Annotated in this window: 19 protein-coding genes, 1 tRNA gene and 3 rRNA genes; 10 read left to right on the top strand and 13 right to left on the bottom strand. The window is 68.8% G+C overall.

The annotated features are described in order from the left end of the window. Positions 1–106: 106 nt before the first annotated feature. Positions 107–979: a ZIP family metal transporter gene (locus tag E3N83_RS02910; RefSeq protein ID WP_151081893.1), complete on the top strand. Its 873-nt coding sequence runs from the start codon at positions 107–109 to the stop codon at positions 977–979. Between the two features lie 19 nt (positions 980–998). Here E3N83_RS02910 and E3N83_RS02905 read toward each other — a convergent pair. The 4 genes from E3N83_RS02905 to E3N83_RS02890 all read right to left on the bottom strand — a co-directional run bounded on the left by E3N83_RS02905 (position 999) and on the right by E3N83_RS02890 (position 3,782). Then, positions 999–1,071: transfer RNA gene (locus E3N83_RS02905), tRNA-Val, on the bottom strand. Between the two features lie 188 nt (positions 1,072–1,259). Beyond that, entirely contained in the window at positions 1,260–1,754 is a 495-nt protein-coding gene (locus tag E3N83_RS02900; RefSeq protein WP_238343039.1) for a peroxiredoxin, read from the bottom strand. After that, positions 1,732–3,363: an AMP-binding protein gene (locus E3N83_RS02895; RefSeq protein ID WP_238343038.1), complete on the bottom strand. Its 1,632-nt coding sequence runs from the start codon at positions 3,361–3,363 to the stop codon at positions 1,732–1,734. Before E3N83_RS02895 ends, E3N83_RS02900 begins: the two co-directional genes overlap by 23 nt. Then, positions 3,360–3,782: a DUF3052 domain-containing protein gene (locus E3N83_RS02890; RefSeq protein WP_151081892.1), complete on the bottom strand. Its 423-nt coding sequence runs from the start codon at positions 3,780–3,782 to the stop codon at positions 3,360–3,362. Before E3N83_RS02890 ends, E3N83_RS02895 begins: the two co-directional genes overlap by 4 nt. Before the next feature lie 196 nt (positions 3,783–3,978). Here E3N83_RS02890 and aceE point away from each other — a divergent pair, with 196 nt between their 5' ends. Continuing rightward, positions 3,979–6,786: a pyruvate dehydrogenase (acetyl-transferring), homodimeric type gene (gene aceE / locus E3N83_RS02885; RefSeq protein ID WP_151081891.1), complete on the top strand. Its 2,808-nt coding sequence runs from the start codon at positions 3,979–3,981 to the stop codon at positions 6,784–6,786. A gap of 83 nt (positions 6,787–6,869) precedes the next feature. Here the strand turns inward: aceE and E3N83_RS02880 are convergent, their stop codons facing one another. Continuing rightward, on the bottom strand, positions 6,870–7,823 hold the full coding sequence (locus E3N83_RS02880) for an alpha/beta hydrolase (protein WP_151081890.1): 954 nt from the start codon (positions 7,821–7,823) through the stop codon (positions 6,870–6,872). 147 nt (positions 7,824–7,970) lie between these two features. On the opposite strand from E3N83_RS02880, the gene E3N83_RS02875 reads away from it, so the two are divergent. The 7 genes from E3N83_RS02875 to E3N83_RS02845 all read left to right on the top strand — a co-directional run bounded on the left by E3N83_RS02875 (position 7,971) and on the right by E3N83_RS02845 (position 15,005). Next, on the top strand, positions 7,971–9,212 hold the full coding sequence (locus E3N83_RS02875) for a PucR family transcriptional regulator (protein WP_151081889.1): 1,242 nt from the start codon (positions 7,971–7,973) through the stop codon (positions 9,210–9,212). Between the two features lie 79 nt (positions 9,213–9,291). Continuing rightward, positions 9,292–10,476: an acyltransferase domain-containing protein gene (locus tag E3N83_RS02870; protein WP_151081888.1), complete on the top strand. Its 1,185-nt coding sequence runs from the start codon at positions 9,292–9,294 to the stop codon at positions 10,474–10,476. Further along, positions 10,476–11,477 carry a beta-ketoacyl-ACP synthase III gene (locus E3N83_RS02865; RefSeq protein WP_151081887.1) on the top strand — a complete coding sequence of 334 codons (1,002 nt, stop codon included), beginning with the start codon at positions 10,476–10,478 and terminating at the stop codon, positions 11,475–11,477. The genes E3N83_RS02870 and E3N83_RS02865 overlap by 1 nt, the downstream gene beginning before the upstream one ends. A 40-nt stretch (positions 11,478–11,517) precedes the next feature. After that, the gene (locus E3N83_RS02860; protein ID WP_151081886.1) at positions 11,518–11,763 is read left to right on the top strand and encodes an acyl carrier protein; all 246 of its coding nucleotides are present in this window, start codon (positions 11,518–11,520) and stop codon (positions 11,761–11,763) included. 56 nt (positions 11,764–11,819) lie between these two features. Beyond that, complete coding sequence (gene fabF / locus E3N83_RS02855; RefSeq protein ID WP_151081885.1) at positions 11,820–13,058, top strand: beta-ketoacyl-ACP synthase II; 1,239 nt, start codon at positions 11,820–11,822, stop codon at positions 13,056–13,058. After that, positions 13,058–14,479 (top strand): acyl-CoA carboxylase subunit beta, encoded by a 1,422-nt coding sequence (locus E3N83_RS02850; protein ID WP_151081884.1) that lies wholly within the window; start codon positions 13,058–13,060, stop codon positions 14,477–14,479. The genes fabF and E3N83_RS02850 overlap by 1 nt, the downstream gene beginning before the upstream one ends. An 85-nt stretch (positions 14,480–14,564) precedes the next feature. Continuing rightward, positions 14,565–15,005: a hypothetical protein gene (locus E3N83_RS02845; RefSeq protein ID WP_151081883.1), complete on the top strand. Its 441-nt coding sequence runs from the start codon at positions 14,565–14,567 to the stop codon at positions 15,003–15,005. A gap of 18 nt (positions 15,006–15,023) precedes the next feature. On the opposite strand, the gene E3N83_RS02840 is transcribed toward E3N83_RS02845, so the two are convergent. The 8 genes from E3N83_RS02840 to E3N83_RS02805 all read right to left on the bottom strand — a co-directional run bounded on the left by E3N83_RS02840 (position 15,024) and on the right by E3N83_RS02805 (position 25,459). After that, a complete protein-coding gene (locus tag E3N83_RS02840; RefSeq protein ID WP_272950285.1) occupies positions 15,024–15,548 on the bottom strand; it encodes a DUF3145 domain-containing protein in 525 nt (174 codons plus the stop codon). A gap of 155 nt (positions 15,549–15,703) precedes the next feature. Continuing rightward, positions 15,704–16,684 carry a tetratricopeptide repeat protein gene (locus E3N83_RS02835; RefSeq protein WP_151081882.1) on the bottom strand — a complete coding sequence of 327 codons (981 nt, stop codon included), beginning with the start codon at positions 16,682–16,684 and terminating at the stop codon, positions 15,704–15,706. Positions 16,685–16,780: 96 nt separating this feature from the next. After that, a 5S ribosomal RNA gene (gene rrf, locus E3N83_RS02830) occupies positions 16,781–16,897 on the bottom strand. Between the two features lie 149 nt (positions 16,898–17,046). Further along, positions 17,047–20,194: ribosomal RNA gene (locus E3N83_RS02825) — 23S ribosomal RNA — on the bottom strand. 576 nt (positions 20,195–20,770) lie between these two features. Then, positions 20,771–22,308 (bottom strand): 16S ribosomal RNA (locus E3N83_RS02820). Together the 16S, 23S and 5S rRNA genes form the textbook arrangement of a ribosomal RNA operon. A gap of 356 nt (positions 22,309–22,664) precedes the next feature. Continuing rightward, complete coding sequence (locus E3N83_RS02815; protein ID WP_151081881.1) at positions 22,665–23,723, bottom strand: alpha-hydroxy-acid oxidizing protein; 1,059 nt, start codon at positions 23,721–23,723, stop codon at positions 22,665–22,667. 1 nt (position 23,724) lies between these two features. Then, a complete protein-coding gene (gene tyrS, locus E3N83_RS02810; RefSeq protein ID WP_151081880.1) occupies positions 23,725–24,996 on the bottom strand; it encodes a tyrosine--tRNA ligase in 1,272 nt (423 codons plus the stop codon). 70 nt (positions 24,997–25,066) lie between these two features. Continuing rightward, positions 25,067–25,459 (bottom strand): hypothetical protein, encoded by a 393-nt coding sequence (locus tag E3N83_RS02805; protein ID WP_151081879.1) that lies wholly within the window; start codon positions 25,457–25,459, stop codon positions 25,067–25,069. An 80-nt stretch (positions 25,460–25,539) separates the two neighbouring features. Between E3N83_RS02805 and E3N83_RS02800 the strand changes: the two genes are divergently transcribed. Further along, the gene (locus tag E3N83_RS02800) at positions 25,540–26,988 is read left to right on the top strand and encodes a serine/threonine-protein kinase (RefSeq protein WP_151081878.1); all 1,449 of its coding nucleotides are present in this window, start codon (positions 25,540–25,542) and stop codon (positions 26,986–26,988) included. Positions 26,989–26,992 lie beyond the last annotated feature (4 nt).

Genomic DNA, 26,992 nt, shown 5'->3' with positions numbered 1-26,992 from the left:
CCACACCGGCCGTGCCGACCGGCCCCGACTCGACATCCACCACCACACGAGGTTAGCCTTACCTAAGTAAGTCGCCACCGACACCGAAGCGAAGGCAGGCACCACCGTGGGCATCGCCAAGACTCTCCTCCTCGGCCTGATCGCGGGCGGGACGATCCTGATCGGCATGCCGCTGGGTCGCATGCGGCGGCCGAGCGAGGCCCTGCGCGTCACCCTGAACGCCCTGGCCGTCGGGATCCTGGTGTTCCTGGTGTGGGACGTGCTCTCGGCCGCCTGGGAGCCGATCGACGCGAGCCTGGCCGCCCACCACGCCACCGGCTCGGGCCTCGGCTCGGCGCTGGGGTACGGCGTGCTGTTCGCCGTCGGCCTGACGGTCGGGCTGCTCGGCCTCCAGCAGTACGAAGCCTGGATGGGGCGCTCGGTCCGCCGCGCCCGCAGCCGGCAGTCGATCGGCCCGGGCGCGATGGCCAGCCAGGAGCTGGCCCCGCGGGGGATCAGCAGCTGGTCGTCGGGCAAGCAGCTGGCACTGCTGATCGCGGTCGGGATCGGGCTGCACAACTTCGCCGAGGGGCTCGCCATCGGCCAGGCCGCCGCGAGCAGCGAGATCGGGCTGGCCACCCTGCTGGTGATCGGCTTCGCCCTCCACAACGCGACCGAGGGCTTCGGGATCGTCGCGCCGCTGGCCGCCGACACCGAGTCCGACCCGGCCTCCCGCCCCACCTGGGGCCTCCTGCTGCTGCTGGCGGCGATCGGCGGTGGCCCGACCTTCGTCGGCACCGCGATCGGTCACACGTTCACCAGCGAGCCGCTGTCGGTGATCTTCCTGACCCTCGCGGCGGGCTCGATCGTCTACGTGATCGTGCAGCTGCTGGCGATCGCCGGGCGGAGCACCCGCAAGGACCTGATCTACCTCGGCGTGCTGCTCGGGCTGCTCGCCGGGTTCCTCACCGACGCGATCGTGACCGCGGCCGGCGTCTGATCCGGACCTCGTCCGGCGGTGGGCGCAAAGGGACTCGAACCCCTGACATCCTCCTTGTAAGGGAGGCGCTCTACCAGCTGAGCTATGCGCCCTGACAAAGGCGGGCACAGACTACGGGAGCGTGGACGGCGGGGCGAAAGCGACGACGCCACTGCGGTGAAAATAGAGTCGAGCCGCTGGCGTCTCGGGTCACCAGCGGCTCAACAAGAAGAATGCTACCGAGCCGGGCCTGACAGATCCACACCTGCGTGACGATTTGGTTGAAAATGACCCAACTGGTCTAGTCCAGGTGGTGCAACTGGGCCACGTGCTCGTCGAGATCGCGCTCGTCCGGCATCTGGTTGTGCACCGACCAGCGCACGATCCCCGCCTTGTCGACGATGAACGACGAGCGCGTCGCGACTCCCCGCTCGTCGTCGAAGACGCCGTACGCCGAGGCCACCGCACCGTGCGGCCAGAAGTCACTGAGCAGCGGGAAGTTCAGCCCGTCGGCGTCGGAGAAGACCCGGAGCGAGAACGTCGGGTCGCACGAGATCGCCAGCACCTCGCTGCCGAAGGTCATGAAGTCGGCCAGGCGGTCCCGGATGCCGGCCATCTCGCCGGTGCAGACGTTGGAGAACGCCCACGGGAAGAACACCAGGGCGACCGACTTCTGACCGGCGTACGACGACAGCCGGACGTCCTGCCCGAACTGGTCGCGCAGGCAGAAGTCGGGGGCCGGGCTCCCCACCGCGGGGCCGGCGGGGCGGGACTCAGTCGTGTTCAGCGAGCTCACGCTTCAAGATCTTGCCAGTCGCGTTGCGAGGGAGCTCATCGAGGAAGACGATCTCGCGCGGGACCTTGTAGCGGGCGAGGTTCTGCTTGACCCAGTCCTTGAGCTCGTCCTCGCTCGGACGGGGGTCCCCGGCGACCACGAACGCCTTCAGCCGAGTGCCGAAGCTGTCGTCGTCGACGCCGATCGCGGCGACCTCGACGACGCCCTCGTGACGCGAGAGGCAGTCCTCGATCTCCTTGGGGAAGACGTTCTCTCCCCCGGAGACGATCATCTCGTCGTCCCGGCCCTCGACGTAGAGGCGGCCGTTCTCGTCGAAGCGGCCGACGTCGCCCGACGACATCAGCCCGTCGATGACCTCCTTGGTCTCGCCCCCCGTGTAGCCCTCGAAGAGCATGCCGTTGCCGACGAAGATCCGGCCCGGCTGTCCCTGCGGCACCTCGTGGCCGTGCTCGTCGAGGATCTTCACGACCGTCGCCCAGGGCGGCTTCCCGGCGGAGGTCGGGGCGGCGCGCAGGTCCTCGGGCGTGGCGATCGAGGCGTAGGCCACCTCGGTCGAGCCGTAGATGTTGTAGAGGTTGTCGCCGAAGTCGTCCATCCACTCCAGAGCCAGGTCGCCGGCCAGCGACGAGCCCGACGCCGCGGTCACCTTCAGGGTCGGCAGCGAGTAGCTGTCGAGGGTCTGCTGAGGCAGCTTGAGGATCCGCTGGAGCATCACCGGGATCACGACCAACGAGTCGCAGCGCTCGTCGGCGACGGCCTGCAGGCAGCCCTCGGGGTCGAACTTGCGGCGCAGCACCACGGTCGAGCCGAGCAGCATCGACAGCGCCAGGTGGGCGAAGCCCCAGGTGTGGAAGAGCGGAGCCGCGATGTGGGTGCGCCAGCCGTACTTGAGCGGGAGGCGTGACAGCAGCGAGACCGCAGCCCCGATGCCGGCCTCGCTGCGCGGCGCGCCCTTGGGCGTCCCGGTGGTGCCGGAGGTGAGGATCACGATCCGCGCGTGGCGCTCCGGCGGGTCGAGGTCGCTGTCGTCGTACGACGGGATCAGCGCCTCCATGGACTCCTCGCCGGAGTCGTCGTCGACCCAGCCCAGGATCCGGGTCTCGATGGTGGCGCCGGAGAGGAGGTCGGTGAACTCCTCGTCGTGGATCACCACGGTCGGACCCTCGCGGTCGAGCACGTCGGCCAGCTGCGGGCCGGCGAAGGCGGTGTTGAGCAGCAGGATGTCGGCACCGAGCTTGGCGGTGGCCACGCACGCGTCGACGAAGCCGCGGTGGTTACGGCACATCACCGCGACGCTGTCACCCTCGCCCACACCGCGCTCGGCCAGCGCCCGGGCCAGCGCGTTGGTGCGCCGGTGCATCTGGTCGAAGGTGAGCGAGCCGCGCTCGTCGATCAGCCCGACCCGGTCGGGGTCGCGCAGCGCCATCGCGATGAAGCCGCCGGCGGGGCCGGTGCCCCACGTCCGGAGCACCTTGCCGATGCCGGCCAGCACCGACGGCGGGTAGGCCCGGATGATGCCGGCGCCGCCGAGGACGCGGGCGCCGGTCCCGACCGAGGAGGCGGCGCCCCAGGTTCGGCGGACGACGGGATGGATCGGCAGCCCGATCACGCCGGGGTCTTCGGCGTGACCAGCCGGGTGGCGGTCCAGTCCTTGCTGACCGCCGCGGTCGTCGTGAGTGCCAGGCCGGCGATGGGTGCGGCCTCGGTGATGTCGGCGGGGTCGACCGAGTTGGGCCGTCCCACCTTGGGCGTGAGCAGCCAGATCGCGCCTCCGCCGACGAGGTCGGTCAGGGAGTCCACCAGACCGTCGACCAGGTCGCCGTCCTCGTCGCGCCACCAGAGCACCACGGCGTCGACGACGTTGCCGTAGTCGCCGTCGACCATGTCGGAGTCGATCGCGTCCTCGATGGCGACGCGCAGCTCGTCGTCGGAGTCGGAGTCCCAGCCGAGCTCCTGGACCACCATGCCGCCGGTCAGGCCCATTCGCGCGGCGGGACCCGCCGCAGCGCCGGGTGTCGTCCCGACCATGGGCTCAGCGTTCGTGGAACCGCCACCAGCGGTGGGACACACAGGACTCCTCCAGACTTCGGCGCAGGAGCGAGGCTCACTCCCGACGTGGTGAACGTAGTCCACCGGACTCGCTGCCGCCGCGCAACCCATTCCGAGGGACGGGCCTACCGGTGGGTAGATTTTCCCGTCGTACGACGCGTGCGACGATGACAGGGTGAGTCAGACATCTCCCCCCGACGAGAGCTCGGCCGAGACCACCCCGGTCCGGGCGGTGATCCACGAGGGGCTGCCGACCCAGCTCCCCGACATCGACCCCGAAGAGACCCGGGAGTGGCTCGACTCCTTCGACGACCTCACCTCCACCCACGGTCGCGAACGCGCGCGCTACATCATGCTGCGGCTGCTGGAGCGGGCGCGCGAGAAGCAGGTGGGCGTCCCGGCCCTGCGCAGCACCGACTTCATCAACACCATCCCGACCCAGCGCGAGCCGTGGTTCCCCGGCGACGAGCAGCTGGAGAAGAAGGTCCGCCGGCTGATCCGGTGGAACGCCGCGGTGATGGTGTCGTCGGCCAACCGCAAGGGTCTCGAGGTCGGCGGTCACATCGCGACGTACGCCTCGGCCGCCAGCCTCTACGAGGTCGGCTACAACCACTTCTTCCGCGGCAAGGACCACCCCGGCGGCGGCGACCAGCTGTTCATCCAGGGCCACGCCTCGCCGGGCATCTACGCCCGCGCGTACCTGATGAAGCGGCTCAGCGCGGAGCAGCTGATGCGCTTCCGCCAGGAGGTCCAGCACGGCCCGGGCCAGGGCCTGTCGTCGTACCCCCACCCCCGGCTGATGCCGGACTTCTGGGAGTTCCCGACGGTCTCGATGGGGCTGGCCGCCCTCAACTCGATCTACCAGGCCCGGTTCAACCGCTACCTCCATAACCGCGGCATCAAGGACACCAGCGACCAGCGGGTCTACGCCTTCCTCGGTGACGGCGAGATGGGCGAGCCCGAGTCGCTGGGAGCGATCGGGCTGGCCGCGCGCGAGGAGCTCGACAACCTCACCTTCGTGATCAACTGCAACCTCCAGCAGCTCGACGGCCCGGTCCGCGGCGACGGCAAGATCATCCAGGAGCTGGAGTCCTACTTCCGCGGAGCCGGCTGGAACGTGATCAAGGTGGTCTGGGGCCGCGAGTGGGACCCCCTGCTCGCCCAGGACGTGGACGGTGCCCTCGTCAACCAGATGAACCGCACCCCCGACGGCCAGTTCCAGACCTACTCGGTGGAGTCGGGCGCCTACATCCGCGAGCACTTCTTCGGGGCCGACGCCCGGCTGCGCAAGATGGTCGAGGGGATGTCCGACACCGAGATCGAGCTGCTGCCGCGCGGCGGGCACGACTACCGCAAGGTGTACGCCGCCTTCGACGCGGCGGCCAAGCACGTCGGCCAGCCGACCGTGATCCTGGCCCACACCGTCAAGGGCTGGACGATCGACGCCCTCGAGGGCAAGAACGCCACCCACCAGATGAAGAAGCTCAACGCCCCGACGCTGAAGGCGTTCCGGGACCGGCTCGAGCTGCCGATCTCCGACCAGGAGATCGACGAGCACTACGAGTTCGACGGCTCGGCGCCGTTCTACCACCCGGGCGAGGGCTCGGAGGTGCTCGAGTATCTCCGCGACCGGCGCAAGGCGCTCGGTGGCGGCGTCCCCATGCGGCGGGTGAACCCGGTGTCGGTCACGCTGCCGGGCGACACGACGTACGACGAGCTCAAGCAGGGCTCGGGCAAGCAGAAGATCGCCACCACGATGGCGTTCGTCCGGCTGCTCAAGGACCTGATGAAGGATCCCGAGATCGGCAGGCGGATCGTGCCGATCGCGCCCGACGAGTACCGCACCTTCGGCATGGACTCGATGTTCAGCTCGGCCAAGATCTACAACCCGGCCGGCCAGCTCTACGAGTCTGTCGACCGCAAGCTGCTGCTCGCGTGGAAGGAGTCGCCGCAGGGGCAGATGCTGCACGAGGGCATCTCCGAGGCGGGCTGCGTCGCGTCGGCGACCGCCGCCGGATCGTCGTACTCCACGCACGGCGAGCCGATGATCCCGTTCTACATCTTCTACTCGATGTTCGGGTTCCAGCGCACCGCCGACTCGATCTGGGCGATGGCCGACCAGCTCGCCCGCGGCTTCCTGATCGGCGCGACGGCGGGCCGGACGACGTTGACCGGCGAGGGTCTCCAGCATGCGGACGGCCACTCCCCGCTGCTGGCGCTGACCAACCCGGCGGTCGTGCACTACGACCCCGCATTCGCCTACGAGGTCGCCCACATCGTGCAGGACGGCATGCGGCGGATGTACGGCGTCTCCGACGAGCACCCGCACGGCGAGGACGTCATCTACTACCTGACCGTCTACAACGAGCCGATCTCGATGCCGGCCCAGCCCGATGACCTCGACGTCGAGGGGCTCCTGCGCGGCCTGTACCGGCTGGCGGAGGCGCCCGGTGGCCTCCCCGAGGACGCACCTCGGGTGCAGCTGCTCGCCAGCGGCGTCGGCGTGCCGTGGATCCAGCGCGCCCAGCAGCTGCTGGCCGACGACTGGGGCGTGGCCGCCGACCTCTGGTCGGTCACCTCGTGGAACGAGCTGTCCCGCGAGGCGCTGGCCACCGAGGAGTGGAACCTCATGCATCCGCTCGAGGAGCCGCGCACGCCGTACCTCACCGGCAAGCTGCGGGAGGCCACCGGCCCGGTCGTCGCGGTCAGTGACTACATGCGCGCGGTGCCCCAGCAGCTGGCCCGCTGGGTGCCGCAGGGCTTCGCCGCCCTCGGTGCCGACGGGTTCGGCTTCGCCGACACGCGCCCCGCGGCTCGTCGCTTCTTCAAGATCGACGCCGAGTCGGTCGTCTGCCAGGCGCTCGCGACGCTCGCCTCCGAGGGGCGGATCGGTCGCGAGACGGTGCAGAAGGCGCTCGACCACTACCGGATCGACGACCCCACCGCGGTGTCGGGCGTCAAGCAGGAGGGCGGCGACGCCTGAGTGAGATCAGGCAGTCCGGCAGGTGGCGCTCCTCGTTCGTGCAGGACGCGGTACCGGCCCAGGACTGACGGCTCCGAGCCAGGTCAGGCGCTCGGGACCTCGAGCTCCACCACCGCGGCGAGCGGCGCGGGCGCATCGGCGCCGTGCTCGAGCAGCCGACGCCAGCGCGCCCGGGAGTACGACGCCGGGCGGGTGCTGGCGATGAAGTCGTCGAGGATCTTCACGAACCGCTGCGGGTGGTCCTTGTGGGGGAAGTGTCCCGCGTTGGGGATCAGCTCGACCCGCGCTGCCGGTGCCAGCTCGGCCGCGTGCGCCGCGTGGCTGACCGGGATCACCCGGTCGTCCTCGCCCCAGATCACGCACATCGGCATCGCCTGGGTGAGGTAGGCCCGGTCGGCCATGGTCACGATCTGGCCCTGCCAGTCGACGACCGCCCGGACCACGTGCCGGATCGCCGCCCTCCCGGCGGGGTCGCGGAACGACTCGTAGATCCCCGCGACCTCGTCGAAGTCGCGGAACTCCTTGAGGCCGGTCCGCGCCAGCGCACGCAGGCCCGCCGTACCGACCTGGCGCACACCGGGCAGCGTGAGCAGGCCCATCACCTGGTAGAAGCCGGTCGTGGTGATCGCACGGATCGCCGGGGACACCTCGGGCCCGAGGCCGCCGGAGCCGACCAGCACCAGGCGCTCGGTGCGCTCGGGGAACTGGTAGGCGAACTGCATCGCCACTCCCCCGCCGAAGCTGTGCCCGACCACCGTGGCCTTGTCGACGCCGAGCACGGTGAGCAGGTCGCGCATCCCGTTCGCGAAACCTCCGACGCTGTAGTCGGCGCGCGGCTTGTCGGACGCACCGTGACCCAGCAGGTCGGGTGCGATCACGGTGTAGCGGCGCGACAGGGTGTCGATCACCGGCAGCCAGGTGGTGTGGTCGCAGCCGAGGCCGTGCAGGAGGAGGAGAGCCGGCCCGGACCCCGCCTTGACGTAGGCGCGACGGTGGCCGTGGATCGTCACGTGCTGCACGCGGTGCTGGCGCCTCATGGGGCAGTGAGCCTCCTGGTCGGGGTCCTGCGAGATTCAACCAGACGTACCCACCGTACGTAAGCCGGAAACCCTGTATCCACAAGGGATTTCACGCCCGGTTGATCCGGCGATGACACCGGCCGTCGCGCTCACTAGGGTCGAGACATGCCCGCCCGCGTCCAAGCGCTCCCGACCCCCGGTGGCGGGTCGCGGGAACGCGCGGCCCTGGCGCTGGGCCGGGCCACCGGGTCGCTCAGCAGCGCCGCCATGTCACGGATGCTCACCGACATGCCGTGGTTCGCCGACCTGAGCGCCGAGAGCCGCGCCTGGGTCGGCCAGATCCTCCAGGCCGGCATGAGGGGGTTCGTCGACTGGTTCCGGCTCGACGACGACGACGCGTTCCCCGGCGACACCGCCGCGGCCGTGTTCGGGGCGGCCCCCCGCACCCTGACCGGGGTGATCACCTTGGGCCAGACGGTGGACCTGGTGCGGCTCGGGATCGAGGTCGTGGAGTCCCACGTCGACGAGGTCGTCGACCCGGCCGACGCTCCCGCCGTCCACGCCGCGGTGCTCCGCTACGCCCGCGAGGTCGCCTTCGCCACCGCCGAGGTCTACGCCCGCGCGGCTGAGGCCCGCGGCGCCTGGGACGCCCGGCTGGAGGCACTCGTCGTGGACTCCGTGCTGCGGGCCGAGGCCGACGAGGCGGTGCAGTCTCGGGCGAGTGCGTTGGGCTGGGCCCAGAGCGAGGGCGTGGCGGTGGTGCTGGGCGCCGTACCCTCCCCCCGCTCGCCGGACCTGTTCGAGGAGGTACGCCGTGCCGCCCGGGGCAAAGGGTTGGACGCGCTCTGCGCCATCCAGGGCGACCGACTCGTGGTGATCCTCGGTGGCGTCGAGGACCCCGACAAGGCTGCCAGCGCGGTGGTCCGGTTCTTCGGCGACGGTCCGGTCGTGGTCGGCCCGCGAGCCGACGACCTCAGCAGTGGCCACACCTCGGCCCGCGCCGCGCTCTCCGGGCTGCGGGCGGCGACCGGCTGGCCCGACGCACCGCGACCCGTGGCCACCGACGACCTCTTGCCCGAGCGGGTGCTCGCCGGCGACGGCCACGCCCGGCGCCACCTCGTGGAGGAGGTCTACCTGCCCCTGCGGCAGGCCGGTGGGCACAAGGGCACGCTGATCGACACCCTGACGGCGTACTTCCAGCAGGGGCAGTCGCTCGAGGCCGCCGCGCGGGCGCTCTTCGTGCACCCGAACACGGTGCGCTACCGCCTCCGGCAGGCCTCCGAGCTGACCGGGCTCGCCGCCACGGACCCGCGCGACGCCCTGACCCTGCAGCTGGCGCTCGTGCTGGGTCGGCAGTCCCCGCGGGGGGTGGCGGAGCCCGCCCCCTCGGACCCAGCCTCTTTGTAGGAACCCTACAAAGAGCCGCGGGCGAGTTTCGTGCGCGCCGGAGGAGCCACCCGGCCGGTCGACCCGCAAGGCTGGAGGGGTGCTCGTCATCGTCGCCCCCGGTCAGGGAGCCCAGACTCCCGGCTTCCTCACACCCTGGCTCGAGGACACCACCTTCGCCTCGCGGTTCGAGTGGCTCTCGACCGTGGCCGACCTCGACCTGGCCCACTACGGCACCGAGGCCGACGCCGAGACCATCCGCGACACCAGGATCGCGCAGCCACTGCTCGTGGCGACCGGGCTGATCGCCGCCCTCGAGCTCTTCCCCCACCCGGCCGACGCGTTCAGCCAGATCGGGGCCGTGGCCGGCCACAGCGTCGGGGAGATCGCGGCCGCCGCCGGCGCCCGGGCGATCACCGCCGAGCAGGCGATGGTCCTGGTCCGCGAGCGCGGCAACGCGATGGCCGAGGCCTCCGCGGTCACCCCGACCGGCATGACCGCGGTCCTGGGCGGCGACCGCGACGAGGTGCTGGCCGCGCTGGCGGCCCAGGGCCTCACCGCCGCCAACGACAACGGGCCCGGGCAGATCGTCGCGGCCGGCACCCTCGAGCAGCTCCAGGCCCTGGCCGACGAGCCTCCCGCCAAGGCGCGGCTGATCCCGCTCAGCGTCGCCGGAGCGTTCCACACCGAGCACATGGCGCAGGCGGTCGGCCGGATGGCCACCCTGGCCCGTTCGGTCTCGACCCACGACCCCCGCACCCCGGTGATCTCCAACCGGGACGGCCAGATCGTGCACGACGGCCGCGAGGTGATCGCCCGGATCGTCGGGCAGATCGCCCGCCCCGTGCGGTGGGACCTCTGCATGGAGACGATGAGCGACCTGGGAGTCACCGGGATCCTCGAGATGCCTCCCGCCGGCACCCTGGTCGGCATCGCGAAGCGCGCGCTTCCCGGTGTGGAGACCTTCGCCCTGAAGACCCCCGACCAGCTGGACGACGCCCGCGCGTTCTGCGCCAAGCACGGCGAGGCCTCGATGATCGAGACCACGCCCACCTGGATGATGGTCGTCTCCCCGATGAAGGGCACCTTCCACCGCGACGCCGAGGCCGCCGAGGTCGGCATCCTCGCCCCCGGGGCCACCCTCGGAGACGTCGCCAGCTCGCGCGACCGGGCCGCCATCCACGCACCGCACGGCGGCCAGGTCGTCGAGTGGCTGGTCGAGGACGGCGACCTGGTCTCCCCCGGTCAGCCCCTGGTCCGGCTCCACCCCGAGGGAGCCGCCTGATGGCCACGATCGTCCCGGTCGCCGGAGCGGCGTACTCCGCGGTGCTCGGCGTCGGCAGCTACCGCCCGTCGCGGATCGTGCCCAACGCCGACATCGTCGACGCCATCGACTCCAGCGACGAGTGGATCCAGCAGCGATCGGGGATCAAGCAGCGCCGCTTCGCCACGCCCGAGGAGACCGTGCAGATGATGTCGGTGGCCGCCTCGCGCAGCGCCATCGAGCGCGCCGGCATCTCCGCGGCGCAGATCGACTGCGTGATCGTCGCGACCGTCTCCCACATGCTCCAGACCCCGGCGATCGCCCCGGCGATCGCCTACGAGCTCGGCACCGACCAGGCTGCCGCCTTCGACATCTCGGCGGCGTGTGCCGGCTTCTGCCACGGTCTGGCGCTCGCCGACCAGATGGTCCGCGGTGGCGGCGCCGGGCACGTCCTGGTGATCGGGGTGGAGCGGCTGTCCGACATCACCGACACCACCGACCGCGGTACGGCGTTCATCTTCGCCGACGGCGCCGGCGCGGCCGTCGTCGGACCCAGCGACAAGCCGGGCATCGGCCCGGTCGTCTGGGGCTCGGACGGTGAGCAGTACGACCTGATCCGGCAGAAGGAGGACTGGCGCGACGTGATCGCCGCCGGGAAGTCCGAGATGCCCAACCTGATGATGCTCGGCAACCCGGTCTTCCGGTGGGCCTCCTTCACCATGGCCAAGGTCGGGCAGCAGACGCTGGAGCTGTCCGGGCTGACCGTCGACGACCTCGACGTGTTCGTGCCGCACCAGGCCAACATGCGGATCATCGACGCCATGGCCCGCGCCATGAAGCTCCCCGAGCGGGTGAGGATCGCCCGCGACATCGCCGAGCAGGGCAACACCTCGGCGGCCTCCATTCCCCTGGCCCTCGACCGGATGATGGTCGAGGACCAGGCCCGCAGCGGGGACATCGCGCTGCTGATCGCGTTCGGTGCCGGCCTGGCGTATGCCGCCCAGGTCATCACCGTCCCGTGACGACGTTCCACCTCACCCAACCGAAAGGAACCACCCGGCCATGGCCACCACCGAAGAGATCCGCGCCGACCTCGCCGAGATCGTCAACGAGGTCGCGGGAATCCCCGTCGAGGACGTCCAGCTCGACAAGTCGTTCGTCGACGACCTCGACGTCGACTCGCTGTCCATGGTCGAGGTCGTCGTGGCCGCCGAGGAGAAGTTCGGCGTGTCCATCCCCGACGACGAGGTGAAGAACCTCAAGACCGTCGGCGACGCCGTCTCCTTCATCGAGAACGCCCAGGGCTGAGACCGGCAGCCGCCGGTCCACCCACCGTGTCCGCCCACCACTCGCGAGGACCCACCATGTCTGTCAAGCGTGTCGTCGTCACCGGCCTGGGGACGACCTCCCCGGTCGGTGGCGACGTGTCGTCCACCTGGGACGCCCTGATCAAGGGCCAGTCCGGCGTCCGTCACCTCGACGATGCCTGGGTCGAGGGGATGCCGGTCAAGATCGCCGGCCGGATCGCCGTCGAGCCCGGTGACGTGCTGGAGCGGGTCAAGGCCCGCCGGCTCGACCGCTCCTCCCAGTTCGCGATGGTGGCGGCCATGGAGGCCTGGGCCGACTCCGGGCTCGAGGGCGCCGAGATCGACAACGACATGCTCGGCGTCGCCATGGCCTCGGGCATCGGCGGGGTCACCACCCTGCTCGCCAACTACGACACCCTGCTCGAGAAGGGTCCGCGCCGGGTCTCACCACTCGCCGTACCCATGCTGATGCCCAACGCCCCGGCCGCGAACATCAGCCTGTACGTCGGCGCGCGGGCCGCCGTGAACACCCCGGTCTCGGCGTGCGCCTCGGGCAACGAGGCCATCTCCCTGGCCCTGGACCAGATCCGGCTCGGCCGCGCCGACATCGTCCTGGCCGGCGGCACCGAGGCGGCGATCCACCCGCTGCCGATGGCGGCGTTCGCCAACATGATGGCGCTGTCGAAGAACGACGGCGACCCGACCACGGTCTCCCGGCCCTGGGACCTCGCCCGCGACGGGTTCGTGCTCGGCGAGGGAGCCGGCGTCCTGGTGCTGGAGTCGGAGGAGCATGCTCTGGCGCGCGGCGCCAGGATCTACGCCACCGTGCTCGGCGCCGGCATCACCGCCGACTCCCACGACATCGCCCAGCCCGATCCGGCCGGACGCGGTGGGGCCCGGGCGATCGTGCGGGCGCTGCACGAGGCCGGGATCTCCGCCTCGGACATCGCCCACATCAACGCGCACGCGACGTCGACCCCGCAGGGCGACATCGCCGAGGGCCTGATGATCCACGCGACCCTCGGCTCGCACGCCGACCAGGTCGTGGTCACCAGCACCAAGTCGATGACCGGCCACCTGCTCGGTGGCGCCGGCGCCCTCGAGGCGATCGCGACCGTGCTGGCCCTGCACCACCGGGTCAGTCCTCCCACGATCAACCTGGACGACAAGGACCCTCAGGTGGAGCTCGACATCCCGACCACCGCCCGCGACCTGCCGTCGGGCGACATCGCCGCCCTGAACAACTCCTTCGGGTTCGGCGGGGCCAACGTCGCCGTCGCCTTCGGGTCGGTCTGATGACCGCCACCGCGACCAAGCCACCGCGCACCGAGGACCCCCGCCACCCGCTGCACCGGCTCACCGCGCTGCTGGACGAAGGCACCCTGCGGCTGATCACTCCCGAGGACGACTCCGGGATGCTCGCCGCGGTCGGCCGGGTCAAGGGCCGGCGCGTCGTCGCGTTCTGCTCCGACGCCACGGTCATGGGCGGCGCGATGGGCGACGTCGGCTGCCGAGTGGTCGTCGACGCCTACCACCGGGCGATGACCGAGGGCACCCCGATCATCGGCCTGTGGCACTCCGGGGGCGCCCGGCTCGCCGAGGGCGTGCTGTCGCTGCACGCGGTCGGCCGGATCTTCCAGGCGATGACCCAGGCCTCGGGCAAGATCCCGCAGATCTCGGTCGTGCTCGGCCCGGCCGCCGGTGGCGCGGCGTACGGCCCGGCCCTGACCGACGTGGTGATCCTCGGACCCGAGGGCCGGATCTTCGTGACCGGGCCCGACGTGGTCCGCTCAGTGACCGGTGAGGACGTCGACATGCTGCGCCTCGGCGGACCCGAGCCGCACGGGCGACGCTCCGGCGTGGTCCACATCCTCACCGACAGCGAGGCCGAGGCACTCGAGCGCGCCCGCACGGTCGCCTCGTTGTTCGGCTCGCAGGGCCAGCTGGACCTCGACCTGGTCGAGGACCGCGACCTCTCTCGGATGCTGCCGGAGTCCAAGAAGCGTGCCTACGACGTGCACCCGCTGGTCGCAGCGGTCCTCGACGACGACACCATGCAGGAGCTCCACGAGCGCTGGGCGCCCAACATCGTCACCGCCCTCGGGCGCCTCGGCGGCCGCACCGTCGGCGTGGTGGCCAACAACCCGCTGCGGCTGGGCGGCTGCCTGGACTCCCTGTCGGCGGAGAAGGCCTCGCGCTTCGTCCGGCTGTGCGACGCCCTCGGCGTCCCGCTGATCGTGCTCGTGGACGTGCCCGGCTACCTGCCGGGCGTCGGGCAGGAGTGGGACGGCGTCGTACGCCGTGGCGCCAAGCTCCTGCACGCCTTCGGCGAGTGCGTCGTACCCAGGGTGACCCTGGTGACGCGGAAGACCTACGGCGGCGCCTACATCGCGATGAACGCCCGCTCCCTGGGAGCGACCAAGGTGTTCGCGTGGCCGGGCGCCGAGGTGGCGGTGATGGGGGCCGTGGCGGCGATCAGGGTGCTGCACCGGCGCAAGCTGGCCGAGGTCTCACCCGAGATCCGTCCCCAGGTCGAGGCCGAGCTCGCTGCCGAGCACGAGCGGCAGGCCGGTGGGGTGGAGAAGGCCGTGGAGATCGGCGTGGTCGACGAGATCGTCGAGCCGGCGCAGACCCGCACCGCCCTGGCCCGCGCGATCTACGACGCGGTGCAGGCCGTCGGCGTGCGCCGCGGTCAGCACGGCAACATCCCGCTCTGACGCGGCGCGGGCGCGCCCGGTGACGTAACCCACACCGGGCGCGGTCGTTGGTCCTCTCGTACTCGCGAGGAGGTGACCGCGACAGGTGGACCGGACGAACGCCCCCGGCCGCAGGATGTCGGGCCTCGTCGTGCTCGCGCTCGCGCTACTCCTGATGGGCTCCGGGGCCGCAGCGGCCTGGACGACGGCCTACGGCCACCTCCGGTCCCGCGACGGCGTCCTACGCCCCGGCTGCCACCCGCATCACTACCACTACGTCGTGAAGCCGGGCTCCCCGGACTGGACCCTCGAGACGTGGCTCTACGACCCGCGGGGCAGGCCGCGGGGGGCGGGCGACCTCTACGCCGACGCGGACCCCGCGTCGGGTCGCGCCGCGTTCGCCGTGTGCCGCCCCACGGTGGTCCCCGGCCGGTTCACGATCACGGCCCGGCTGCGGTGGTACACGCCGGGCCAGCTCCCCACCGACCCTCCCGTCCAGCACACCCGGTGGTTCGAGCCGGCCCACTTCAGGCTGTCGCGTCGCTGACCGCGGCCGTCGCCGCGCTCAGACCACGTGGTGCAGCCAGCGCACCGGGGCTCCCTCGCCGGCGTGCCGGAAGGTCTCCAGCTCGTCGTCCCAGGGCTTGCCGAGGAGCTTGTCGATCTCGCCGAGCAGCGTGGTCTCGCCGACGGCGGCCTTGACCACCGCGGCCTTGAGCCGGTCCTCGGGGATCATGATGTCGCCGTGCAGGCCGGTGACGGCGTGGAAGACGCCGAGGTCCGGGGTGTAGGAGAAGCGTGCTCCCTCGGACTGCGCCGTCGGGTCCTCGGTGATCTCGAAGCGCAGGTGGTTCCACCCTCGCAGCGCCGACGCGATCGCAGCGGCGGTCCCGGGCTCACCGGCGAAGGAGAGCTCGGCCCGGTAGGTGCCCGCCTGGGCGGGCTGCGGTGCCCACTCGAGGTCGACGGCGGCACCCAGCACCCCGGCAACCGCCCACTCGAGATGCGGGCACAGCGCCGAGGGCGAGGAGTGCACGAACAACACGCCCCGCGTCGTCGCAGCGGGGCGGCTGGTGATGTGTGCGGTCACCGGGTTCTCCTTCATCAGCGGCATCGGAGCGACGCCTTCCCCAGCGGGCTCTGCGCGATGAAAGATCTACCTGGTGTGACAGGTGTGTAGTTGTGGAGTCATTGTGACCGATGAGACCGCCAAACGCCAGTGGCGCGGCCGGTGCCGGGTCACGCTCAGTCGTTCGGTGCGTCCTGGCGCTTCTCGATCGCGTCGGCACGGTCCGCGGCATCGGTGAGGTCGTGGGCGTCGATCGCGTGGGTCCGGTGGAACCACGCCAGTGCGTCGGTGTCGCGGCCGGCCGCCTCGAGGGTGTCCGCGTAGGCGTAGCGCAGGCGGACGACCCACGGCTCGCGGCTCTTGGACTGCAGCGGTGCGAGCTCCAGCGTGCGCAGCGCCGCGTCGAGCTGGCCCATGTCGCGACGGGCGCCCGCCTCGACCAGGGTCATCTCCGCCTTGGCCTCCGGACGGAAGCGGGCCACCGACGGGCTCTTGGCCAGCTTCAGGGCCTGCTCGGGCTGCCCCAGGGCACGGTGGCAGTCCGCCATGATCGGCAGGTAGTCGGTCGCACCGTTCATCCGCTTGGCTGCGCGCAGCTCCGCGAGCGCCTCGGTGTAGTGCCCCGAGGCGTAGGCCGCCTCGCCCACCGCTTCGCGCACCACGGCGAGCCGCGAGGCCCGGGCCCGGGCGGCCAGGGTGTGCTGGTAGGCGGTCTCCGGGTCGGAGTCGATCAGCAGGCCGGCCGCCGCCAGGTGGCGGGCCACCCGCAGGGCCAGCTTGTCCGGAAGACCCTTGAGCTGGCCGCTGATCGAGCGGTCCAGCTCGCGCCCGGTGATCTCCTCGGGCAGCGGCGGTCCGTCGTACCGCTCCTGCTGCTCGGTCCGGTCGCCCTGGTCGGCCGCGGGCCGGGACCAGTCGCCCTTGCGCGCCGGGCGAGCGGACGACGACGAGGTACGCCGCCCGTCGGTGCCGGCACGGTCGGGGCGGCCGTTGCGGTCGGTCCGGTCCGGACGACCGGACGAACGCCCGGAGCCGCGCTCCGACGAGGGTCGGCCGCGACTGGGACGGCCCTCCGACGAACGCGGAGCGGGTCGGCCCGAAGAACCGGACCTCCCACGGGCGTTGCCGTCGTTGCTGTCACGACGACCGTCTGCCACGGCTACTCCTCGGGTTGTTGACCGGTGGCGGGGCACCGAACCTGCCCCACGATAGCGATGGGGGCCATCCGAAGATGGCCCCCATCGGCGAAGATTGTTCGGCGGCGTCCTACTCTCCCACAGCCTGTCGGTTGCAGTACCATTGGCGCTGGCTGGCTTAACTTCCGGGTTCGGGATGGGTCCGGGTGTTTCCCTGTCGCTATGGCCGCCGTAACGTGGTGAACCTTATGGTGTTGTTTTCCCATGTCCCTGTCCCCCGGGGTTTCACACACGTGTTGGTGTGGGTGTTTGGGGGTTGGGTTTGTTGGTTCAGATTCTGGTAGTGGACGCGGGCACAAGTTCTTTGGTGTGTTGGGGGTGTGGGTGACAAGCCCTCGGCCTATTAGTACCGGTCGGCTGGGCATTGCTGCTGTACACCTCCGGCCTATCAATCCCGTGTTCTGCGGGTGGCCTTACCCCATCTTGTGGGTGGGAAACCTTATCTTGAAATGTGCTTCCCGCTTAGATGCGTTCAGCGGTTATCACGTCCGGACGTAGCTAACCAGCGGTGCCCCTGGCGGGACAACTGGCACACCAGAGGTTCGTCCATCCCGGTCCTCTCGTACTAGGGACAGCTTTTCTCAAGTTTCCTGCGCGCGCGGCGGATAGGGACCGAACTGTCTCACGACGTTCTAAACCCAGCTCGCGTGCCGCTTTAATGGGCGAACAGCCCAACCCTTGGGACCTACTCCAGCCCCAGGATGCGACGAGCCGACATCGAGGTGCCAAACCATCCCGTCGATATGGACTCTTGGGGAAGATCAGCCTGTTATCCCCGGGGTACCTTTTATCCGTTGAGCGACACCCCATCCACATGGTGGTGCCGGATCACTAGTTCCGACTTTCGTCCCTGCTCGACATGTCTGTCTCACAGTCAAGCTCCCTTGTGCACTTACACTCGTCACCTGATTGCCAACCAGGCTGAGGGAACCTTTGAGCGCCTCCGTTACATTTTAGGAGGCAACCGCCCCAGTTAAACTACCCATCAGGCACTGTCCCTGGCCCAGATCATGGGCCTAGGTTAGACATCTAATACGACCAGAGTGGTATTTCAACGTTGACTCCACTCCCACTGGCGTGGGGGTTTCACAGTCTCCCACCTATCCTACACAAGCCGTACCAAACACCAATACCAAACTATAGTAAAGGTCCCGGGGTCTTTCCGTCCTGCCGCGCGTAACGAGCATCTTTACTCGTAGTGCAATTTCGCCGAGTCCATGGTTGAGACAGCGCCCAAGTCGTTACTCCATTCGTGCAGGTCGGAACTTACCCGACAAGGAATTTCGCTACCTTAGGATGGTTATAGTTACCACCGCCGTTTACTGGGGCTTAAGTTCGAGGCTTCACCACCGAAGTGGTTGACCCGTCCCCTTAACCTTCCAGCACCGGGCAGGAGTCAGTCCGTATACATCGTCTTGCGACTTCGCACGGACCTGTGTTTTTAGTAAACAGTCGCTTGGGCCTGGTCTCTGCGACCCTTCACGCTTCCCCCAGCTAGTGGGTTGACGCTCCGGGTCCCCCTTCTCCCGAAGTTACGGGGGCATTTTGCCGAGTTCCTTAACCATGGTTTGCTCGATCGCCTTGGTATTCTCTACCTGATCACCTGAGTCGGTTTGGGGTACGGGCGGCGCATGGCTCGCTAGAGGTTTTTCTTGGCAGCATAGGATCACCCACTTCACCACTGATGGCTCCGCGTCAGATCTCACACGTCACATTGAAGTGAGGGCGGCGGATTTGCCTACCGCCCGTGCTACGTCCTTGCCCGTGGTCTACCATCGCCACGGTTGGGCTACCTTCCTGCGTCACCCCATCGCTTGACTACTACCGGTTCGGGTCCCACGCTCTGCTCCGCCGCCGCGCCCCGAAGGGTCTGGTCAGCGAAGTTTCGGATGGTTAGCATCACCGGGTTCGTCAGGGGCGCCATGTTGCCGGTACGGGAATATCAACCCGTTGTCCATCGACTACGCCTGTCGGCCTCGCCTTAGGTCCCGACTTACCCAGGGCAGATTAGCTTGACCCTGGAACCCTTGATCATTCGGCGGAGGAGTTTCTCACTCCTCATTCGCTACTCATGCCTGCATTCTCACTCGTGCCGCCTCCACCCCTGGATCACTCCGGGACTTCACTGGCGGCACGACGCTCCCCTACCCATCCACACACCTGAACCAACCGGACAAGCCGGCGGCTTGGTCAACGCGTGAATGCCATAGCTTCGGCGGATGACTTGAGCCCCGCTACATTGTCGGCGCGGAATCACTTGACCAGTGAGCTATTACGCACTCTTTCAAGGGTGGCTGCTTCCAAGCCAACCTCCTGGTTGTCACTGCGACTCCACATCCTTTTCCACTTAGTCACCGCTTAGGGGCCTTAGCTGATGGTCTGGGCTGTTTCCCTCTCGACTACGGAGCTTATCCCCCGCAGTCTCACTGCTGCGCTCTGACTTACCGGCATTCGGAGTTTGGCTAACGTCAGTAACCTGGTCGGGCCCATCGGCTATCCAGTGCTCTACCTCCGGCAAGAAACACGCAACGCTGCACCTAAATGCATTTCGGGGAGAACCAGCTATCACGAAGTTTGATTGGCCTTTCACCCCTATCCACAGGTCATCCCCTCCATTTTCAACTGAAGTGGGTTCGGTCCTCCACGTCGTCTTACCGACGCTTCAACCTGCCCATGGATAGATCACTTCGCTTCGGGTCTTGATCGTGCTACTGAACCGCCCTCTTCGGACTCGCTTTCGCTACGGCTCCCCCACACGGGTTAACCTCGCAACACAACACAAACTCGCAGGCTCATTCTTCAAAAGGCACGCCATCACCCACCCACCCCCGAAGGGATGCCAGGCTCTGACGGATTGTAGGCACACGGTTTCAGGTACTATTTCACTCCCCGCCAGGGGTACTTTTCACCTTTCCCTCACGGTACTTGTCCGCTATCGGTCATCAAGAAGTATTTAGGCTTGACGGGTGGTCCCGCCAGATTCACACGGAATTTCACGAGTTCCGTGTTACTTGGGTACGTGCTCACGAAGAGTGCGGCTTACACCTACGGGACTATCACCCTCTACGGTGCCACTTTCCAATGGACTTCAACTTCACCACACCTTGATCACTTCGCAACCGGCCAGCAGCCCGGTAACAAACACGCCCCACAACCCCGCTCCAGCAACCCCTGCCAGGTATCACACTGAAACGGTTTAGCCTGATCCGCTTTCGCTCGCCACTACTCACGGAATCACTATTGTTTTCTCTTCCTGTGGGTACTGAGATGTTTCACTTCCCCACGTTCCCTCCACACGCCCTATTTCATTCAGGCGCGGGTAACTGGACATGACTCCAGCTGGGTTTCCCCATTCGGACACCCCCGGATCAACGCTCGGTTGCCAACTCCCCAGGGCTTATCGCAGGCTCCTACGTCCTTCATCGGCTCTTGATGCCAAGGCATCCACCATGTGCCCTTCACAGCTTGTCACACACACCACCAACCCAACCCACCCACACCAACCCGCCCCACCACGCACAAAAACCGCCCCACCCCGACCACCACACCCCCACCTACAGGGCACAGCAACCAGACCACGACGGCACCACATGGAAACAACAGATCAGCAGCGGGCACACCAGGCTGGTGATGCACACTCGACACAACTACAAAAGAATTTGATGCTCGCGTCCACTATCCAGATCTCAAACAACAACCCCACACCCACACACCACCCCCCCGTACCGGAGGAGCCCGCGCAGGCCGGGAACCAAGCAACCACACCCCACCACCCCCACCGACGACCCCCACCCCCCACCACAGGCAGGAGCTGGACGCCGGCACGGCCGGGACGGATCCGGGTCTGATTCCTCAGAACCCCAACAGTGTGCCCCCACCCACCAGACCAGAACCACACTGCTCACCTAGGAGCAGCAGGCCCGGACCCGGCATACCGGGCGGGGAGATGTCGATGATTCCACTAGTGAACACCACCATGTCGCCGACACCACCAGACCCCCGCGGACGCGGGAGGCACGGATGCCGTGCTGGGTGCGTGCTCCTTAGAAAGGAGGTGATCCAGCCGCACCTTCCGGTACGGCTACCTTGTTACGACTTCGTCCCAATCGCCAGCCCCACCTTCGACCACTCCCCCCACACAAGGTGGTTGGGCCATGGGCTTCGGGTGTTGCCGACTTTCGTGACGTGACGGGCGGTGTGTACAAGGCCCGGGAACGTATTCACCGCAGCGTTGCTGATCTGCGATTACTAGCGACTCCGACTTCATGGGGTCGAGTTGCAGACCCCAATCCGAACTGAGACCGGCTTTTTGGGATTCGCTCCCCCTCACGGGATCGCAGCCCTTTGTACCGGCCATTGTAGCATGCGTGAAGCCCTGGACATAAGGGGCATGATGACTTGACGTCATCCCCACCTTCCTCCGAGTTGACCCCGGCAGTCTCCTATGAGTCCCCATCACCCCGAAGGGCATGCTGGCAACATAGAACGAGGGTTGCGCTCGTTGCGGGACTTAACCCAACATCTCACGACACGAGCTGACGACAGCCATGCACCACCTGTACACCGACTAAAAGGGGCTCCATCTCTGGAGCTTTCCGGCGTATGTCAAACCCAGGTAAGGTTCTTCGCGTTGCATCGAATTAATCCGCATGCTCCGCCGCTTGTGCGGGCCCCCGTCAATTCCTTTGAGTTTTAGCCTTGCGGCCGTACTCCCCAGGCGGGGCGCTTAATGCGTTAGCTGCGGCACGGAACCCGTGGAATGGATCCCACACCTAGCGCCCAACGTTTACGGTGTGGACTACCAGGGTATCTAATCCTGTTCGCTCCCCACACTTTCGCTCCTCAGCGTCAGGACATGCCCAGAGAACCGCCTTCGCCACCGGTGTTCCTCCTGATATCTGCGCATTTCACCGCTACACCAGGAATTCCGTTCTCCCCTGCATACCTCCAGTCTGCCCGTATCGAAAGCAAGCCACCAGTTAAGCCAATGGATTTCACTCCCGACGCGACAAACCGCCTACGAGCCCTTTACGCCCAATAATTCCGGACAACGCTCGCACCCTACGTATTACCGCGGCTGCTGGCACGTAGTTGGCCGGTGCTTCTTCTGCACATACCGTCACCACCCGACAGGGCGCTTCGTCTGTGCTGAAAGAGGTTTACAACCCGAAGGCCGTCATCCCTCACGCGGCGTTGCTGGATCAGGCTTCCGCCCATTGTCCAATATTCCCCACTGCTGCCTCCCGTAGGAGTCTGGGCCGTGTCTCAGTCCCAGTGTGGCCGGTCACCCTCTCAGGCCGGCTACCCGTCAAAGCCTTGGTAGGCCATTACCCCACCAACAAGCTGATAGGCCGCGAGCACATCCCCCACCAAAAAATCTTCCCACCCCACACCATGCGGTGCAAGGAGAATATCCGGTATTAGCCACCCTTTCAGGCAGTTATCCCAGAGTGAGGGGCAGATTACTCACGTGTTACTCACCCGTTCGCCGCTCGAGTACCCCCAAAAGGGCCTTTCCGCTCGACTTGCATGTGTTAAGCACGCCGCCAGCGTTCGTCCTGAGCCAGGATCAAACTCTCCATAGAAAAACAGAAAACTTGTCCAAGCCAAAAAACGATCAACTAGCAAACAATCGCCAAGAATCATCGTTCGTCAACTCAAAAAGAACCTCCACCACAACCCCAAAGAGCCATGGCAACGGAGAATTCATACAAACCAATTCATCGACAAACACACTGTTGAGTTCTCAAAAATCAGACGCACAGCAACTCCACCCGATGAAGGGCTTCGACTGAGGGCTGGGTGTCACCTCGGGGCCGGAAGCCCGACCGACTGGTCTTGCCTCCCGCCGCTCCCTGGCGACGGAGAGAACAGTATGGGCTGCGGTGCAACCGTGCAAATCGGCTCCGCGTGACCCGGACCACAGCCGCATCGTCGCAGGTCAGCGGCCTGCGGTTCCCGCCGCCGGCAACAGGTCGGGGGCCTCCTCGGGTCGTCGGCAGCCGGCCAGGGCGAGGGCGTCGGCGAGCTCGGCGGACAGCTCGGACAGCAGCCGCTCGACCCCGCGGGCGCCGTCCACCGCCAGGGCCTGGAGCGCGGGGCGTCCCAGGAACACCGCCCGGGCGCCGAGGGCCAGCGCGGCCAGGGCGTCGAGCCCGCTCCGGACCCCGCCGTCGACGTAGACCTCGGTGCGGTCCCCCACCGCCTCGATCACCTCGGGGAGAGCCCGCGCCGTGCTGACGCTGCGGTCGAGCTGGCGGCCGCCGTGGTTCGACACGTAGACCGCGGCCGCGCCGGCCTCGACGGCGCGCAGCGCGTCGTCGCCACGGAGCACGCCCTTGACGACCACCGGCAGTCCGGTGCTCTCCCCCAGCCAGCCCACGTCGTCGGCCGTGACCGCCTTCCAGAGCGCGCCCTCGGGGTCGCGGCGGGGGTAGTTGACGCGCCACCAGCTGAGGTCGATGCCCGTCCAGTCCGCCTCGTCGGCGGCGTACTTGGTCCCCGGGTACGGCGTGTCGACGGTGAGCACGAGGGCGGTGGCCCCGGCCGCGGCTGCGGCCACGGCGACCGGCAGGAAGTCCTCCCGGTCCGGTGGCAGGTAGGCCTGGAGCCACCAGTGCCGGGCCCCCAGGTCGGCGAACGGCGTACCGGCGTTCGAGGAGACGACGTGCAGGCAGCCCGCGGCCTCCGCGCCACGGGCCATGCCGCGCTCGCCCTGGGCGTGGACCACCGGCTGCATCGCGGTCGGCGCGACCCCCAGTGGAGAGGTGAACCCGTGGCCCAGGATCCGGGTGCCCAGGTCGGGCTCACCCCCGTCACGCAGGACGCGGGTGCGGAACCGGACGTCGCGCCACGCCGCGGTGGCCTCCGCCGTGCTCGTCCCCTCACGGGCACCGGCGTGGACGTAGGCCCAGACGGCCGGAGGCAGGTGTCGCCGGGCCTGCTCGGGCAGGGAGTCGAGCCAGCGGGCCGAGGTCGGCTGCGACGGCTCGAGCTCCATCTCAGCCGACCTCGACGCCCGCGAAGCTCTTCTTGCCCCGCCGCAGCACCAGCCAGGTCCCGCCGATCAGGTCGTCGGGACGTGGCTCCGCCTCGGGGTCCTCGACGCGGACGTTGTTGAGGTAGGCGCCGCCCTCGGTGATCGTGCGTCTGGCCTCACCGCGGCTCTTGGCGAGCCCGGTCTCCACGAGCAGGTCGACCACCGGGACCAGCGCCGGCACGGCGGTGGCGCCCGCGCCGCGCAGCGCCGCCGCGAGCGTGGCCGGGCTGAGCGCGTGGAGGTCTCCACCACCGAACAGGGCGGCGGCCGCCGCCTTCGCGCTGTCGGTCTCGGCCTGTCCGTGCACGAGCGTGGTGACCTCGTCGGCCAGCGTCCGCTGCCCCGATCGCAGCCAGGGCTTCTCCGTCATCTCGGCCTCGATCCCCTCGATCTCGGCCCGCGAGAGGAAGGTGAACAGTCGCAGCATCTGGCTGACCTGGGAGTCGTCGACGTTGAGCCACCACTGGTGGAAGGTGTACGGCGACATCATCTGCGGGTCGAGCCACAGGGCGTCACCCTCGGTCTTGCCGTACTTGGTCCCGTCGGGCTTGGTCACCAGCGGCGTCACGAACGCGTGCGCCTTGCCCGCGTCGGCGCGCCGGATCAGCTCCACGCCGCCGGTGATGTTGCCCCACTGGTCCTCACCGCCGTGCTGGAGCGTCACGCCGTGCTCGCGGTAGAGGCTGAGGAAGTCCATGGACTGGAGCAGCACGTAGCTGAACTCGGTGTAGCTGATGCCCGACTCGAGGCGCCGCTTCACGGTGTCGCGCCCGAGCATCCGGTTCACCGGGAAGTGCTTGCCGATGTCGCGCAGGAAGTCGATGGTCGACAGGCTGGCGGTCCAGTCGTAGTTGTTGACCACCGTCGCCGCGTTGGTCCCCTCGAAGCTGACGAACGGCGTCACCTGACGGCGTACCCGCTCGCTCCAGTCCTTGACGGTGTCGAGGGAGTTCAGGGTGCGCTCGCCGGACTCCTTGGGGTCACCGATCATACCGGTGGCGCCGCCCACCAGGAGGTACGGCGTGTGGCCGGCGTCCTGGAGCCGGCGTGCGGTGGTCAGCTGCAGCAGGTTGCCCATGTGCAGGCTCGGTGCGGTCGGGTCGAAGCCCACGTAGAAGCGCACGCTGCCGGCCGTGAGTGCCTCGCGCAGAGCGTCGAGGTCGGTCGAGTGGGCGATCAGGCCGCGCCACTCGAGGTCGTCCAGCAGGGTCGGATCTGGGGCTTGGCGAGTCACGCCGGACCTTTCCGTCTCGGGAGGTGTCGGGTCCAGCCTGCCGCATCCGTCGGGGTGCCCTCCACCGGGTTCACGGCCCGGCCGCGTCGTCGGCCGGTCCTGGTCCGCCGAAGTAGCGCGCCTGGTCGACCCGCGCCGCGCGGCGTGCTCCCCCACGGACGCGGTAGGAGTCCAGGAGGAGCTCGGCGAGCTCCCGCCGCCCGATCCGGTCCAGACGCACCCAGACGCTGACCCGGAACTCGAAGGTGTCGAGCCGGACGAAGGTGCCGGAGCGCGGCGCGAGCTGTCGGCCCAGGTCCAGGTCACCGCTCCAGAGCTGCACCACCGCGTGGCCGTCGACGTCGCGGCGCCGCGCGAACTGGTGCCGGCCGGCGTACCACGCCGGCGACCCCTCGTGGGCCTCGCCGAGCGTGGCGTCCGGCATCGACGCGACCAGGTCCTCGACGTCGCGCCAGGTGGCCACGAGCCCTCCTCGTCGTCACGGGCCCCGCATCTTGAAGGGCGGCCAGGGTACTTCGCCTAGGCTGGCGCACCGAGGAGGACGTGGACTTGATCGCTGGGAGGTACTCCCGCGGCCGGGAGATCGGCCGCGGCGGGATGGGCGCCGTGTGGCTCGGACGTGACGACGTCCTCGGCCGCGACGTCGCACTCAAGCGGATCGGGATGGTCCCCGGTGCGAGCTCGCCCGACCTCGAGCGCGCCGAGCGTGAGGCCCGGCTGGCGGCGCGGCTGAACCACCCCCACGTGGTCGCGGTCTACGACCTCGTCGACGACGGCGACGACCACTGGCTGGTCATGGAGTACGTCGAGGGGGTCACCCTCGCGGCGTTGATCAGCCGGGACGGCGCACTGGCGCCGGACGAGGCCGCCGTGCTGGTGCGGCAGGCCGCCGACGCCCTGGCCGCCGCCCACGCGGTCGGGATCGTGCACCGCGACGTGAAGCCGTCCAACATGCTGGTCACCCCGGGCGGCGACGTGAAGCTCTCCGACTTCGGGATCGCCCGGGCCGAGGCGGACGCCTCGCTGACCCAGACCGGGCTGGTCACCGGGTCCCCCGCCTACCTGGCCCCCGAGGTCGCGTCCGGAGCGACCGCCACGGAGGCCTCCGACGTGTGGTCGCTCGGCGCCTCGCTCTTCCACGCCCTGGCCGGCCACCCGCCGTACGACACGCGCGAGAACCTGATGGGCGCGCTCTACCGGATCGTGCACGAGGAACCGCCGCGGCTGGCCGAGGCCGGGTGGCTGGCGCCGGTGCTCGAGCACACCATGACCCGCGAGCCGGCCGATCGCTGGAGCATGGCGCAGGTGCGGGACTTCCTGGCGCAGGGCCGCGACGTGGCGGTCCACCCCGCCCCGCTGGACGTGGCAGACCTCGACTCCACGAGGGTCCTGGACGCGACTCCCGAGCAGCCGATGGCCGTGCCGCCGATCGTCGCCGACCCGGCCCTCGTCGTGGGTCCGGCTGCACCCGCCCCGACCCGGGCTCCACCGCCCGCCGGTCGCGATCGGCGGCGCGGGCCGGTGTGGCCGTGGGTCGCCGCCGTCGTGGCGCTGGTCGCTGTTGTGGTGATCGCCGTCGCTGCCCTGACCTCGAACTCCGGGAACGGCGGGAAGCACCCGGGCGCCGGTGGCGGCTCGACGGCGTCGAGTCCGACCAACCCGTCGAGTTCGTCCTCGGGCAACGCCGCGTCGGCCGCTGCGATGACCGCCTTCATCACCCACTACTTCGCGACCGTGACCTCGGACGACCACGCGACGTACGCGATGCTGACGCCGGCCTTCCAGGCGCAGAGTGGCCACTACGGTGGGTACCACGGGTTCTGGAGGACGATCTCGTCGGCCACGCCGAGCAACATCGTGGCGGACCCCGCCTCGATGACGGTGTCCTACGACATCGCCTACGTGAAGACGAACGGCACGCACAGCACCGACCACCCCACCCTGCACCTGGTGAAGAGCGGGTCGTCGTACCTCATCGACGGGGAGTCCTGACGGG

This window comes from Nocardioides cynanchi (assembly GCF_008761635.1).
Taxonomy (GTDB): Bacteria; Actinomycetota; Actinomycetes; order Propionibacteriales; family Nocardioidaceae; genus Nocardioides; species Nocardioides cynanchi.
This window is presented reverse-complemented; position numbering and strand designations above follow the sequence as displayed.

What these genes read in the sequence shown, in the direction of transcription:
- E3N83_RS02890 (WP_151081892.1), bottom strand. Translation starts at nt 3,782, where the DNA reads ATGGTCGGGACGACACCCGGCGCTGCGGCGGGTCCCGCCGCGCGAATG.
- E3N83_RS02880 (WP_151081890.1), bottom strand. Translation starts at nt 7,823, where the DNA reads ATGAGGCGCCAGCACCGCGTGCAGCACGTGACGATCCACGGCCACCGT.
- E3N83_RS02875 (WP_151081889.1), top strand. Translation starts at nt 7,971, where the DNA reads ATGCCCGCCCGCGTCCAAGCGCTCCCGACCCCCGGTGGCGGGTCGCGG.
- E3N83_RS02865 (WP_151081887.1), top strand. Translation starts at nt 10,476, where the DNA reads ATGGCCACGATCGTCCCGGTCGCCGGAGCGGCGTACTCCGCGGTGCTC.
- E3N83_RS02860 (WP_151081886.1), top strand. Translation starts at nt 11,518, where the DNA reads ATGGCCACCACCGAAGAGATCCGCGCCGACCTCGCCGAGATCGTCAAC.
- fabF (WP_151081885.1), top strand. Translation starts at nt 11,820, where the DNA reads ATGTCTGTCAAGCGTGTCGTCGTCACCGGCCTGGGGACGACCTCCCCG.
- E3N83_RS02850 (WP_151081884.1), top strand. Translation starts at nt 13,058, where the DNA reads ATGACCGCCACCGCGACCAAGCCACCGCGCACCGAGGACCCCCGCCAC.
- E3N83_RS02815 (WP_151081881.1), bottom strand. Translation starts at nt 23,723, where the DNA reads ATGGAGCTCGAGCCGTCGCAGCCGACCTCGGCCCGCTGGCTCGACTCC.